Here is a 13,819-nt window from a genome sequence, read left to right on the forward strand (position 1 = left end):
AACTCCGATAAGTATCAATATAGGTATTAGTAATTTGTTTTTTTTCAAGTTCTAGTAGCTTCTAATTTTAGATAGTTTTTCATATGCAATTGTAAGTGCATTTTCAATTCTATCATAGAGGGCCGGATCGTTACATAGCCCTAAAGAAATTCTCACTACGCCGCGACCAATATCGTCAGCTACTCCCATGGCCTTAAGAACTTTAGATGTCTGAGGATTATTGTCAGAACATGCTGATGAAGTTGTTACATAAATACCTTCCGACTCAAGTTCCATTTGAACTGCTTGTCCGTGGATACCTGGATATGAAAGATATGTTGTTGAAGAAAGTCTTGGAGCTTCTTCACCAATGATAACAACTTGTGGAAACTTAGCTTTAATATTCTTTTCAAATTCTTCACGTTTGCTATTAATAGCTTCGTGTTTTTGTAGGTTATTCATTGAATATGTAAGCGCTACTGCTAGCGTTTCGTTACCTAAGTAGTTTTGTGTTCCACCACGTAGGCCTTTTTCTTGACCACCACCAATGATAAGAGGCTTTAAAGTTGTAGGATCTTTAGCTACGAGAATACCAGAGCCTGTCATTCCGCCAATTTTGTGTCCAGCGATCACTGCATAATCAATACCTGACTCTTCAAAGTTAAAACAAGTTTTACCTACAAATTGAGTTGTATCACAAAGATAAGGTACGCCTTGTTCTTGGCAGATTTTTGCAATGTCGTTATATGGCTGGATAACACCAGTTTCATTATTAGCGGCCATTACTGCAACAAGAGCAGTATTGTCATCGATATGATTAATGAGGTCTTCAATATCTGCGATACCATTTGGTTTCGTTTGAAGTGTGTATACTTCACAACCAAAGTTATCTGCATAGAATTGAGCATTGTTGCTTACTGCTGAATGCTCAATACCTGAGATGATGATTTTCTTTTTTGGGTTATTTAACAAAACAGATTGGAAAACAGTTGAGATACCTTCAGTTGAGCCTGAGTTAAAAACTAGTTGGCTCATATGCGCACCTAAAAGCTTTGCGCATACTGAACGAGCATTCTCCATTGCAACTTTTACGCGAGCGCCGACGTGGTGAGTAGCATTTGGGTTAGCAAATGGCCCCTTGTTAAGTCGGTTGATAATATACTCCTTAACTTCATTACAAATTGGAGCACTACCATTGTAATCCGCGTAAATTTCTTGCATGTTGTCCCTCTTCCTTAATCTTGTGTATTAAACCTATTACTTACTCAGCTCAAGCATCTTATTAAGTGCTTTTAATGAGTACTCTTTTGTTTTTTCATCTACTTTAATTATATTTATAGGTTTATTTTCCTTAATTGCTCTAAAGCTGGCAAGTAGCCAACGAGGTCTTACTCGATACATTGTTGTACACAAACACTGGTAAGGTGACAGGGAAGTGATTTCTTTATCTGGAAAATCATTTGCTAGTCTGTTAACCAAGTTGATTTCTGTTCCAACGGCAAATTTAGAACCAGCTGGTGCATCTTTAATCTTATTAATGATGTAAGCAGTTGATCCATTGTCATGAGCTGCTTGTACAACATCAAAGTTACACTCAGGGTGTACGATAACAGTTGTATCAGGTTTATCTTTTTTAATTTGTTCAACTTGAGCTGCAGTAAAGCCTTGGTGAACAGAGCAGAATCCGTACCAAAGAATTACTTTTGCATTATCGATTTGTTCTGCTGTTAATCCACCATTAAGCATATTTGGGTTGTAAACAACCATATCTTCTAGTGGAATGCCTAGATCAAAACAAGTATTGCGTCCTAAGTGTTGGTCAGGGAAGAATAGTAGTTTTTGTCCCTGAGTAAAGGACCACTTGATAATGTTGTGTGCATTTGATGAAGTACAAATTGTTCCATCGTTCTCGCCAACAAATGACTTAAGAGTTGCTGCACAGTTGATATAAGTAATTGGGATGATCTTATCATTAGTTGATCTTTGCATGAATGCCCATGCTTTATCGATCTCTTCACGATTTGCCATATCGGCCATCGAGCATCCAGCTTGCATATCGGGAAGGATTACGTGTTGATCTTCATTCGTTAGCATATCTGCTGTTTCTGCCATGAAGTGAACACCACAGAAAATAATATAAGGCTTGTCTAAAACGGCTGCATCTTGTGCTAGCTTTAGTGAGTCACCTTTATAGTCTGCAAATTCAATAACGTCGTCTTGCTGATAGTGATGTCCAAGAACCACAACTTGATCTTTAAGTTCTTCTTTGATCTTTCTTAACTCAACTAGTACTTCTTCATCAGATAACTCTTCTTGAGAAATTATCGGACGGTGAACTTCTTCTTTACCGAATAGATCTAACATTTTTCTTCCTTCTCGATTTTAAGATTAATTATTTGATTGGGTAACCGCTTTCGTCCCAAGCAAGAATTCCACCTTCAAGGTTGTAAAGGTCTTCAAATCCTTCTTCTAGTAGAAATTGACAAGCAGTTAAGCTTCTCTTTCCACTGCGGCATTGAACAACGATCTTCTTTGATTTGTCAGTTAGGTGATTACCAAATTGATTTGCAAAATCAGAAAGAGGAATAAAGATAGCACCATCAATATGGCCAGCATCCCACTCATCTTGTTCGCGACAATCAACTAAAACTAGGTCTGTATTCTTGTCCATTAAATCTTTTAATTCACCAACTTCCATAAAGTTAATCATTGTGTCATCTCCTTATATAATTGACGTTTTGGAAGATAGAACATTTGAAACGAGCTGTCATCTGAACATCCTTAAAATTGGTTCCAGTTCGTGTTGCGCTAAGTTAAAAAAATGTTTTATCAGGTATTTGACGTTGCGTGATAGTTTTCTTAACATTTTATATAGATAGTCTTTTATTACGGTCAAAGGGATGACCGAGGGAGCTTACATGGAAGTTATTACGGTTGCAAATAACAAGGGTGGTGTTGGGAAAACAATGCAGTGCTACCAATTAGCGACACACTTAGCTAATAAAGGGAACAAAGTACTTGTTATTGACCTAGATTCACAGGCCAATCTAAGTTCAACTTTTAATTTACAAATTCACAGAACTCTTATCCCTGAGTGGTTAATTGGTGACGTTACTATTGAAGACGTTATGGTTCCATCAGAAGGTAAGGGCAAATTTCATAAGAATATCACAGTTATTCCATCAAGCCGTCATATGGCCAATCTTTCTAAACTTCTCATCCTTTCAGAAGGTGAGATTAGAAAAGAAGCAGGTCGTAAGGAAAGGTTGATGAGACTTAGACTTGAGCAAGTTCCTGAAGGAATGTTTGATTACGTTGTAATCGATACTCCTCCAATGCTTGGAGATGAGCTTATTATGGCACTAGTTGCTTCAAATAGAATTCTTATCCCAACTCAGGCACAGGACTACTCAATTGATGGTCTAGAAGAGTTAATGGATACTTTCGAAATTATTAAAGAAACTGAAAATCCATCACTTGAATTTTCAATTATTCCATCAATGGTTAATACTAGAAGAAAGATTGAAAGGCAGAGACTTGAAGAACTTGCTCAATCTTTCAATATTACGCCACCAATTAGAAATCTTGTTCAAATGCAAGAATCAATTTCGTTAAGAAGACCTATCTGTAAGATGGGGAAAAAGTCTCGTGGTCACGGTGATTACACGGCACTTTGGGAATCATTAAATCTATAATCTATAATTTTTGAGACACACGGATGTGTTTCGCTTTTAAAGGGGCCATGTGTGTGTGACTGGCCCTCTTTAAAGGAAAACAGTCTCAACATAGGGAAGAGGAATTTATGGCAAAAGACTTTGCTCCAAGAGTTTCTAAAAGACAAAGAAAGACAATCGATCTAACTGAAGGTCTAGATAGTAAAGTAGTTGAAAGACTATCGGGTGATCGCCTTCTTCAAGGTGCTAAGCTTGATGAAGTTTATTTAAAAGAAATCGTAGTTAAAGAACAGGTTAGAACGAAGTTTAATGATAGCTCTCTTAAAGAGCTTTCTGAAAACATTAAGCAAAACGGTCTAATTCAACCACTTGTTCTTCATAAAGATAAATTAGGCAGACTAGTTCTAATTTGTGGTGAAAGACGCTACCGTGCCATGACACTTATTAAGAAAGAAAAGTGTCCTTGTTTTATTCTTGATAAGAAGACAGAACAAGAGCTTATGGCAATTCAGTTCTCTGAAAACTCTTCAAGAGAAGCGCTTCACTATATTGATAAAGCAGATGGTATTCTTAATTACCAAAAAGCGACAAAAGCTAGTGAAAGAAAGATCCAAGCTGCACTTGGTATCTCAAAGTCTGAAGTTCACCGCTCACTAATGATTGCTAAAATGGGCAAGAAAATTAAGGAAGCAGCAAAAGCATTTAATATTGAGAAGTATGTTCTTCTTGAACTTGATGCTCTTGAAAAGGGTGTTCTTAAAACTAAACTTACAAAGATGCTTTATAAAGGTGAGTTGACTAAAAGAGCTGAGCTTAAGAAGGCCATTAAAGATGGTGGTGTTCTAAAAGCTGGTAAAGTTAAGAAAACTCCAACAGTTCCAAAGGGACTTACTGCTAATGCATTCATCAAGACGCTTAAATCTCAAGCTAAATCAAAGAAGCTTGATAAAGACACGCAAGCGCTTCTAAATCAACTTCTTAAAGAAACACAAAATATCGTAGATATGTAATCGCTGCTTTTAGGTGAGCTAGTTTAACTAGTTCACCTTTGGCATCGTCCTTGCAAATTATATTAGTAATTAAACATATTACTTATGTAATTTGAGGGGCTTACGATGCTAAACAAGGCAAACAAGAGAGAGAAATTTTATACACACTGTTCAAGGTTTATACAGCTAACTCTGGTAGTGTTTACTATTCAGACAGTTGCTTCTGACCTAACTTTGTTTAAAAACTTCAACCCTAGAGTGAAGATTCAAGATCGTACTCCGCAAAGCTTCTATGCAGATGTTGACTACACGCCAAAGCCTGAAGAGTATAAAACATTTCTTGATTACGTCTTTGTTTACGATAAGGCCGGCGTCCTTCAGCGTATGTCTAATCACTACCATCAGCTACAAGAACGCGATGAATACGTAAAAAATTGGGATCTTTCTACGACGACGATCTATCGACTTTCGACTCTTGATGAGAGAAAGCGCTACTTTAATAAGCAATTTCTAAGATATATTGATAAGAGAATTTCGGGCTCTGTTAAATCTGCTAAGAAAGGCTCAACTCTTGAAGCCGTTGGAAATATGAAAGATACTCTTTCACCTAGTTCTGAAGCTGAGCTTCTACCAAATTTTAAAGTGAAGTTTAGAGCGAAGGTTCTAAAAGGTCTTGCAACAATTAAGTTTATCAATCCTTATATCGATGCAAACACACACCTTTCTTTATCTGATGGCGTGACAATGCAGCTACAAAAGAAATTTAATGATAACCGTACTATTGCCTCTGTTGATTACAATCCGGCAGGGACGACTGTTGAATTCTATGTTGAACAGGCCATCACAAATAACTTGAGAGCAAGAGCGTCTTCAATTGATATGGTAGGGGGAAGTAATGCTGACCATGTGCTGCGCATTAATTATCATGCACCATTCAATTTCTAATTAACCGAATTCGCCAAAAAAAGTCAGCTTTTGCCCTAAGCAAAAGCTAGCGCTTCCGTTACAATAGGAGTAAATTAGTCCTTATTTTACGTATAACGGAGTTAAAAAAATGAGCAATCTTCTAGATAATCCACTATACCAGGATGCCATTGCGCAATTAGAAGAATCTGCAGCAATTATGGGACTTGATCCAAACGTTGCCGACAGACTTAAACACCCAAAAAGAGCACTTCAAGTAGCAGTTCCTATTCGTCTTGACGATGGTACTGTTAAAACTTTTCAAGGATTCAGAGTTCAGCACAATATGACTCTTGGGCCTGGAAAAGGTGGAGTACGTTTTCACCCAGGCGTAGATTTAGCTGAAACAGCTGGTCTTGCTATGCTTATGACTTTTAAATGTGCCCTTGTTGGTCTGCCTCTAGGTGGAGCAAAAGGTGGTATTTGTGTTGATCCAACAAAACTTTCTCGTCAAGAGCTTCAGTCTCTAACTAGAAGATACACTACTGAGATCAACATGATTATCGGTCCAACGATTGATATTCCAGCACCAGATATTGGTACTGACGGTCAAACAATGGCGTGGATGCTTGATACATATTCTCAATTAAAAGGTTACACTGTTCCAGGTGTAGTAACAGGAAAGCCAATTACTGTTGGTGGTTCACTAGGTCGTAGTGAAGCTACAGGTAAAGGTGTTGCATTCTGTGTTAACTTTGCTGCAAAGAAACTTGGAATGACAATTGATACAAATACAACAGTTGCAATTCACGGTTTTGGTAAGGTAGCTGTACCTGCTGCTGAAGACCTTCAAGCACAAGGTGCAAAGATCGTTGCTGTATCTGATGTTTCAGGTGCTATTTATGATCCAAATGGCCTTGATATTGAAAAAGCTGTTGCTTGGGCAAAAGGTGGACGCCTTCTTGCTGATATGGATGGAGTAGAGAAAATTTCTAACGAAGAACTTTTCGCTCTTGAAGTTGATATCTTAATCCCTGCAGCAATCGATGGTGTTATCACTGAAAAGAATGCTCACAATGTTAAAGCTAAGATCATTGCAGAAGGTGCAAACGGTCCACTTAATAAAGCTGCGATTGATATCGTAACTAAGAATGGTTCATTCCTAGTTCCAGATATTCTTTGTAACGCTGGTGGTGTTATCGTTTCTTACTTTGAGTGGGTACAAGGTCTTCAGAACTTCTTCTGGGATCTTTCTGAGATCAACAAAAAACTTCACGATATCCTAAAAGATGCTTTCGAGAATGTTTATGAAGCTCACCAGAAATATGATATTGATATGAAAAAGGCTGCTTTCGTTGCCGCTCTAAGAAGACTAGAGAGAGCAATGAGACTTAGAGGTCTTTTCCCAGGTTAAGATTTATATTACAATCATAGGCGCGTCCTTAATGGGCGCGCTTTTTTTTTATTATGAAATATATTGCAACACTTCTTTTTACATTCTGCATTTTCGCTAGTGTTACTAGTGAACTTGTTACTGGCGCTGATCGCAAGATTTTCAGCTACGCAAAGGTGTGTGAATTTTTTGGTGTAAAAGATGCAATGTTAATGAGTAAGTCTTCGACAACGAAGATCGATTGCATGGGAAAAGAGTTTGAGATTGCAAAATTTTGTGAATCTAAGTTTTCAAAAAAACTAAATTACACAAAAGCTCGCTTTGACCTTGTTGATGGAAAGGTCTCTTGTCATTTCTCTGATACTGTTATTCTTGAACTTACATGTAAAGATAAGTACGAAAAATTTTGTAAGGACGCAAAAGGCTCTTGTCAAAGTTTAAAGGGAGACTTCGCTCACTCTCTCGAAGTTTCATCTGCGATGATTCTAGAAATTTATCCTCCTCATTTAAAATGTTTTTATCAGTCAAAAGCTAAGATCCCTAATTCTAGTAATTTATAATTAAAAAAAAATTCATGACTCTTGCACTCCTAGTAATAGGAGGGATTATGCACAAGCAAATGCTAGGTCTTCTACCTCTTGGGGGGAAGGGACATTTAACAGAAATTTATGGTTATGCTTCAAAGGGAGTTCCGGGACTTGAAATTGTTGGTCTTGGTACAAAAGGAAAGTCGATAAAAGAGAAGTTTATTTTTCTCTCAAAGAAGTACAACTTGAAAATCTCACCAAAGCGCTATGTTCTGTGCATTGATGACAATATGGTTTTAGGCTCTTTAAGTTCCAAAGAAGAACTTTATCGCTGGCTTGAGTTACCACTTTTGATTCTCTATTGGTCAATGGCCGGGGTTCTTCCCATTCAAAACTTAAATGATTGTCTTTGCGCAGGAAGAATCTCAACACGAGGAAAGATTGAGCCCTTTCGATTTGATGAAACATCCCATGCTTTTTTAGAGAGATTGGATGCTATGAACTTGAAAGTGATTGCAAGCTACACCCAAGATCTTCGAGGACTTACGTACTTTATTCCCCTTGATGAGATTATTAAGTTCCCCGATGCATCATAAGTCTCTGTAATTACTATTAGAGTGGGAAAGTAATTCTTTTTCTTGTGCGTAAGTTATGCGTAAGTTATACTAACTTTCATGGAAAAGAAAATTAGAGCAAAACTACCGATTGCAAATTGTGGACTCTTTGGAATCAGCGAGGATCACATACAGAATTATCAATCTCTAGATGATCGTTTTGTACAGAATCGTTCTGCGACATTTTTCTTTGAAGCACAAGGTGACTCGATGGAACCATTGATTATGCCCGGTGACGTCCTGGTTATCGATCGATCTTTAGAAGTAAAGAGCGGTCGAGTTGCCGTGGTTTATCTGGACGGAGAGTTCTTGTGCAAGAGATTCATTAGACAAGATGGAAAGTCCATTTTGCGCTCACACAATCCCCTGCATCGAGACATTATCATTTCAGAAGAAATGGACTTCTTGGTGTGGGGGCCAATTGTGGCCGTGGCCCGTGACATGAAAGAGTTATGAGGTTTTACGATGGAGAAAGTGTATGCGCTGGTGGATTGTAATTCCTTCTTCTGTTCTTGTGAAAGACTATTTCGACCTGAGTTAAGAAATAAACCTGTTGGTGTCTTATCAAATAATGATGGGTGCTTTGTCTCTCGAACTCCTGAGCTTAAGGCCTTGGGAGTAAAAATGGGGGACCCGTACTTTAAAGTAAGGAGGCTTTGTGAGTCACACGATGTTCATGTTTTTTCTTCTAATTTTTCTTTGTATACAAATATCAGTGATCGGGTAATGCATGTTCTTGCTACCTTCGCTCCATCAATAGAGATCTACTCCGTTGATGAAGCCTTTATTGATTTAACTGGTGTAAGCGGAGATTTAAATGAGTACTGTCAGCATATTCGAAAAACTGTGCTGCAATGGACGGGGATTCCCGTAAGTATTGGTATTGCTCCAACAAAGACTCTCGCAAAAGTGGCCAATCATATTGGGAAGAAGTCACAAAAGGCGCAAGGAGTCGTCTGTATTCTAGAAGAGAGGTTGCAAGATATTGCACTTCAGAGAACTCCTATTGAAGACGTGTGGGGAATTGGAAGGAAGAATAGCGTAAAGTTAAAAAGCATTGGAATTAAAACGGCGTATGATTTTAAGAAGTTCAAAAATACTCATGTCATACAAAGACTTTTAACTAAGCTAGGTCGCATGACTCAAGATGAGTTACGAGGAATTACCTGTTTTGAGTTAGAAGAAGCTCAGCCTAAAAAGAAAGAAATTCTATGTTCACGAAGCTTTAGTACAAGTGTTGTGGATCTAAAAAGCTTGCGAGAATCAGTGGCCAATTATGTAACAAATGCCAGTGAGAAAATGAGAAATCAGCAGAGCTTGTGTTCAACTATTGAAGTTTTTTGTTTAAGTGATCCACATAAGATCGATCAAACGCCATATTATGGTAAAGACAAAGTTAAGCTTCTTGGTCCAACAAGTGATACCAGAAAAATTATCAAGTATGCATGGGCGGCCCTTGATGATCTCTTTCGCATGGGGGTTTGTTTTAAAAAGGCCGGAGTAAAGCTTGGAGACTTTTCAGATTCAGAGATTATCCAACAAAGCCTATTTGAAGAATTAGATGATCCACGAAGTGTGAAGCTAATGGAAATCATTGATAAAATTAATCGACGAGAGGGAAGTGGCATGGTTAGGTCAATGGCCTGTGGGGTCGATAATCAGGCATGGAAAATGCGAAGGGAGAAAGTTTCTTTGCGCTATGTCACAGGTTGGAGCGAATTGCCAAAATGTTCGTAGTGTCAGCGATGACATATATTGCCATTAGTTGATGACGTGACTATAATGACGAAATGAGCATATTTAAAGACAAGATTAATATATTTGAAGCAGTAATATTAACATCAATCGCCCATATGGTATTCTTTGGAATGTATTTTGCGAAAGCAAATCCTCAATGGTTTAGCGATGTTTACACAGTTGAAGATGGATTCTTAGAAATACAACAGGCCATCTATCTACTACTCGTTTCATTTGTCTGTCTGTGGCGCTACTTTAAGTTAAAAGGTACAAAGCCAAAATTATTCTCATTTGCGCTTCTTGGTTTTGCAGCACTTTTCTTTTTTGGATTTGGAGAAGAGATTGCGTGGGGCCAAAGAATTTTCAACGTGACTGCGCCTGAGTTTTTTCAGCAATACAATACACAAAATGATATTACACTCCACAACTTAAAATTCGGTGATTTCAAAGTTAATAAAATTATCTTTGGTCTTATTGTCGGAATTATTGTTGGTGTTTATGTATTAATTCTTCCATTTCTCTATAGAGCAATTGGTTTTATTCAGTATCTTGTTGATGACTTTGCAGTTCCTGTTCCAAAGTTAATGCACTCTCTTTTTTATCTTTTAATGTTTATTCTAGTAAGCTTAATTGATCATGGTAAAAAAGGAGAAGTTGTAGAACTTGTTGGGTGTGCAATGTTCTTCGTTATTTTCTTATTTCCTTATAACGACAAGACTTTCCAGAGGTCATAAATGAAAGACTTCGATGAGTTAAATGCCATAAGCGAATTAACTTGTATCGAAGACCCACTCATTCGTTGTCGTGAAATTACACGTATTAATCATGAAGGTGAGAGCTATCCAATTCATAGTTTTGAAATAGGTAGCTCAGATCCAAGCGCTCCGGTTCTAGGTTTATTTGGTGGTATTCACGGACTAGAAAAAGTAGGGACACAAGTCGTTGTTACTTATCTTTCTTCATTATTTAAACAACTATCTTGGGATGAAGAGTTAAGACGAAGCCTAGAGAAGTTTAGAATCGTATCGATTCCTCTTATCAATCCATGGGGCATGTATCATCATCGCCGCTCTAATCCAAACAATATTGATCTTATGAGAAACTCACCATCGCGAACTCATGAGAAAACAAAATTTCTACTATCAGGACATAAGTTATCAGATAAGCTTCCATGGTATCAGGGAAATAGTGATCAAATGGAGCATGAACTTCAAACTCTAGTAGACTATGTGAAAGAACATATATTTGAATCTCAGCGTGCTATCTCTGTCGACTTCCATTCTGGCTTTGGCCTAAGAGATCGACTTTGGTATCCTTATGCCAGAACGCTTACACCTTTTAAGCATATAACAGAAATGGAAAACCTAGAGCACTTATTAAATGAAACCCATCCTCATCATATTTATCGAATAGAGCCGACATCTGAAAGTTATACAATCCAAGGTGATGCCTGGGATTATCTATATGATGAGTATTTAGAAAAAAATCCAGAGGGAGTCTATCTACCTTTAACTCTTGAGATGGGAAGTTGGATTTGGGTTAAAAAGAATCCATTACAAATATTTAGAAGAGGAGGATTATTTAATCCTCTTAAGTCTCATCGATATGATCGAACGATGAGAAGACATATTATGCTAATTAAATTTCTCTTTCGAGCTGTTGGAAGTTCTAAAGCATGGGTGAAAAGGTAAGTTATGAATTGGTTGCTTCTTAGGGGTTTAGCAAGAGATAGTCGACATTGGTATGAATTCCCTGACTATGTAAAAAAAATGAAAGGCACAAATCATGTCTTTGCAATTGATTACTTGGGTGTTGGTAGCAAGAATGAAGAGAAGTCTCCATTAAAGATATCTGATTATGTTGAAGATATGAGAAGTGATTGGCTAAAACTTAAAGAAGAAAATGATGGCCCGTGGAGTGTTATCGGAATTTCAATGGGGGGAATGATGGCCCTTGATTGGTGTGAGCGACATAGCGATGACTTTGAACATGCTGTTCTTCTTAACACTTCAACGAGTGACTCAGGGAAAATTTATCATCGTATGTCTCTTGAAGCAGTAACGACCTTTTCAAAACTGGCCTTTAATAACAATCACCGCGAACGAGAAGAAAAGGCCTTATCTTTAACTGTTAAGATGAAAGAGTTGTCTGATGATTTACTTGATGCATATGCTGCATATTTTGAGGAAAGACCTCTTAATCGCGCTAACTTTGTAAGGCAGTTAATTGCGGCATCACACTACCGTTTACCTAAGAAATTGAAAACGGATGTCTTGTTGCTTGCAGGCAAGCAAGATAAGCTTGCAAATTATAAATGCAGTGTTGAAATTTCTAAAAGGCTTGGTGCCGCGCTTGAACTACATGAACAAGCGGGACACGATTTACCTCTAGACGATCCTGAATGGATCATTAAAAAGATTGAAGAGCATTACTTAGATAGTAAATAAACATCTTCTTTTAATGGCCCATAAGAGCGTGCATTAAGGGCCGCTTTTATATGTGGCCATTTAACTCTTCTCTTCCATTTTTGCCATTTTGCTAAAATTCTTAAATTCTTACGATACTCTAAAGGAGTTTTTGATTCTGCAGTAATAACCACAGTGTTTTCTTTCTCTAGAAATGAAGAGATATTTGCGTAGCTAATTGGCTCAACATTCATCTCAAGAGTTTGCTCGTAAAAGTAAGAACGACGATCAACTAGTGCTACATTTTTATCTTTGAAAAGACCTTGAGCGGCTTGTGGAACAGGTAAGATGTAAAATTGAGATGCAACAACGGACCATAAGAAAATTAAATATAGTCCCATCGTGTTGAAAGCAATGAGCATCTTTCTTTTAAGAATGAAAATATTTGTCACAATAATTAGAGCAACAAATAGTAAATTGGCAACGATCGTTACTCCATCAGAAAAATAAAGGAGTAGGCATCCAATGGCCAAAAATAGGATATTTATTGGCAAGAAGATAAAAAGGATACCTTTTGCCTTTTCTCGAATAGTTTCAATATCAATTTGCAAGAGCATGAAAACCATTAGGAATGGAATTGATGGTATTGCATAGTGGTGTGATCTCTGAGATGGAATTAACCATGTGATAAAGAAACATAAAAAATGTGCAAAGAAAAAATATGTTTCATTATTTAAGTTCTTAAAGTTTTCTCTTACTTTCTTCCAAGCAAATGGAAGAATTAATAACCATGGAAGAGAATAGAGAATGAGTCCTTGGAATACCTTAATCATTGGCATTGGCTTTTGATCAAATTTTCCTACATTTTCTCTTACGAAGAAGTAATTGAAAAACTCTTCACCATAGTTTAGATAACTAATGAAGTACCAAAGACAACTCAAAATAGTAATCGATAGAAAATAGAAAAAGCACTCTTTAATAATAAAGCGCTTTTCTTTCTTGAATAAGAAAGCTTGATAAAGAGACATTGCAAGAAAGCTCATAACAATTGAAACAGGGCCTTTGATTAGAGCTCCTGCCGCTCCAAAAAGAATCGCCCAAATAAAATACTTTTTAGCCTTTGTCTTTAAGTAGTCAAAAAGAAAGAGTGAGCTAATAAATGGAAGAAGAGATAGAGATGTTTCCATCATAAATGTTCGACCAAATTTAATAGCACCATACCCTCCTAAAAAGAAGGCCAGAGATAATAGTGGTTCAATATTAAATCTTCTTTTTAACCAAACTGCAGTCAAGATACCGAGAGCGATTGTAAGAAATGCCATCGACGCTCGTGCACCTGTTAAAGAAGATTCTCCCATTAGTACATAAATAGGAAACGGCAGCCAGAAATGAACTGGTGGTTTTGACCAATGTCTCTCCCCGCGGTAGTGGGGTGTCATGATATTATTTGTGTCATACATATCTTGTGATATTTGCACATATAATGATTCTGTCCCTTGTCTTGGGGCACTAATATTTCCAATGTCCCAAAAGTAGAAAATTGAAAATAGGAATGTAAAAATAATAAATAAATTCTTATCTGAAACTTTTGTCATATT

Annotated in this window: 15 protein-coding genes; 11 read left to right on the forward strand and 4 right to left on the reverse strand. The window is 37.2% G+C overall.

The window, feature by feature from the left end:
* Positions 1-51: 51 nt before the first annotated feature.
* Genes ACMAWV_RS02800 through ACMAWV_RS02810 form a run of 3 tightly spaced genes read right to left on the reverse strand, consistent with a single transcriptional unit; the run spans position 52 to position 2,689 of the window.
* Positions 52-1,200, reverse strand: coding sequence for a cysteine desulfurase family protein (locus tag ACMAWV_RS02800; RefSeq protein WP_103218824.1), 1,149 nt, complete (start codon positions 1,198-1,200; stop codon positions 52-54).
* A gap of 36 nt (positions 1,201-1,236) precedes the next feature.
* Positions 1,237-2,343, reverse strand: coding sequence for a quinolinate synthase NadA (gene nadA, locus ACMAWV_RS02805; RefSeq protein WP_103218825.1), 1,107 nt, complete (start codon positions 2,341-2,343; stop codon positions 1,237-1,239).
* Positions 2,344-2,371: 28 nt separating this feature from the next.
* Positions 2,372-2,689: a rhodanese-like domain-containing protein gene (locus ACMAWV_RS02810; protein ID WP_103218826.1), complete on the reverse strand. Its 318-nt coding sequence runs from the start codon at positions 2,687-2,689 to the stop codon at positions 2,372-2,374.
* A gap of 208 nt (positions 2,690-2,897) precedes the next feature.
* On the opposite strand from ACMAWV_RS02810, the gene ACMAWV_RS02815 reads away from it, so the two are divergent.
* From ACMAWV_RS02815 to ACMAWV_RS02865, 11 genes are all read left to right on the forward strand, one after another.
* Complete coding sequence (locus tag ACMAWV_RS02815; RefSeq protein WP_158246927.1) at positions 2,898-3,674, forward strand: ParA family protein; 777 nt, start codon at positions 2,898-2,900, stop codon at positions 3,672-3,674.
* A gap of 107 nt (positions 3,675-3,781) precedes the next feature.
* The gene (locus ACMAWV_RS02820) at positions 3,782-4,663 is read left to right on the forward strand and encodes a ParB/RepB/Spo0J family partition protein (RefSeq protein ID WP_103218828.1); all 882 of its coding nucleotides are present in this window, start codon (positions 3,782-3,784) and stop codon (positions 4,661-4,663) included.
* Between the two features lie 177 nt (positions 4,664-4,840).
* A complete protein-coding gene (locus ACMAWV_RS02825; protein WP_146037899.1) occupies positions 4,841-5,587 on the forward strand; it encodes a hypothetical protein in 747 nt (248 codons plus the stop codon).
* A 109-nt stretch (positions 5,588-5,696) separates the two neighbouring features.
* The gene (locus ACMAWV_RS02830; protein ID WP_103218830.1) at positions 5,697-6,959 is read left to right on the forward strand and encodes a Glu/Leu/Phe/Val family dehydrogenase; all 1,263 of its coding nucleotides are present in this window, start codon (positions 5,697-5,699) and stop codon (positions 6,957-6,959) included.
* A 53-nt stretch (positions 6,960-7,012) separates the two neighbouring features.
* On the forward strand, positions 7,013-7,498 hold the full coding sequence (locus ACMAWV_RS02835; RefSeq protein ID WP_103218831.1) for a hypothetical protein: 486 nt from the start codon (positions 7,013-7,015) through the stop codon (positions 7,496-7,498).
* 47 nt (positions 7,499-7,545) lie between these two features.
* Complete coding sequence (locus ACMAWV_RS02840; RefSeq protein ID WP_103218832.1) at positions 7,546-8,061, forward strand: hypothetical protein; 516 nt, start codon at positions 7,546-7,548, stop codon at positions 8,059-8,061.
* Between the two features lie 78 nt (positions 8,062-8,139).
* Entirely contained in the window at positions 8,140-8,535 is a 396-nt protein-coding gene (locus tag ACMAWV_RS02845; protein WP_103218833.1) for a LexA family protein, read from the forward strand.
* Positions 8,536-8,544: 9 nt separating this feature from the next.
* Entirely contained in the window at positions 8,545-9,816 is a 1,272-nt protein-coding gene (locus tag ACMAWV_RS02850) for a Y-family DNA polymerase (RefSeq protein ID WP_392990683.1), read from the forward strand.
* A gap of 53 nt (positions 9,817-9,869) precedes the next feature.
* Positions 9,870-10,550: a hypothetical protein gene (locus tag ACMAWV_RS02855; RefSeq protein WP_103218835.1), complete on the forward strand. Its 681-nt coding sequence runs from the start codon at positions 9,870-9,872 to the stop codon at positions 10,548-10,550.
* Positions 10,551-11,507, forward strand: coding sequence for a DUF2817 domain-containing protein (locus ACMAWV_RS02860; RefSeq protein ID WP_392990685.1), 957 nt, complete (start codon positions 10,551-10,553; stop codon positions 11,505-11,507).
* Positions 11,508-11,510: 3 nt separating this feature from the next.
* Positions 11,511-12,263: an alpha/beta fold hydrolase gene (locus tag ACMAWV_RS02865; protein ID WP_103218837.1), complete on the forward strand. Its 753-nt coding sequence runs from the start codon at positions 11,511-11,513 to the stop codon at positions 12,261-12,263.
* Here the strand turns inward: ACMAWV_RS02865 and ACMAWV_RS02870 are convergent.
* Entirely contained in the window at positions 12,245-13,816 is a 1,572-nt protein-coding gene (locus tag ACMAWV_RS02870) for an ArnT family glycosyltransferase (RefSeq protein WP_392990689.1), read from the reverse strand. The genes ACMAWV_RS02865 and ACMAWV_RS02870 overlap by 19 nt on opposite strands.
* Positions 13,817-13,819 lie beyond the last annotated feature (3 nt).

This window comes from Halobacteriovorax sp. RT-1-1, from assembly GCF_047085455.1.
Taxonomy (GTDB): Bacteria; Bdellovibrionota; Bacteriovoracia; order Bacteriovoracales; family Bacteriovoracaceae; genus Halobacteriovorax_A.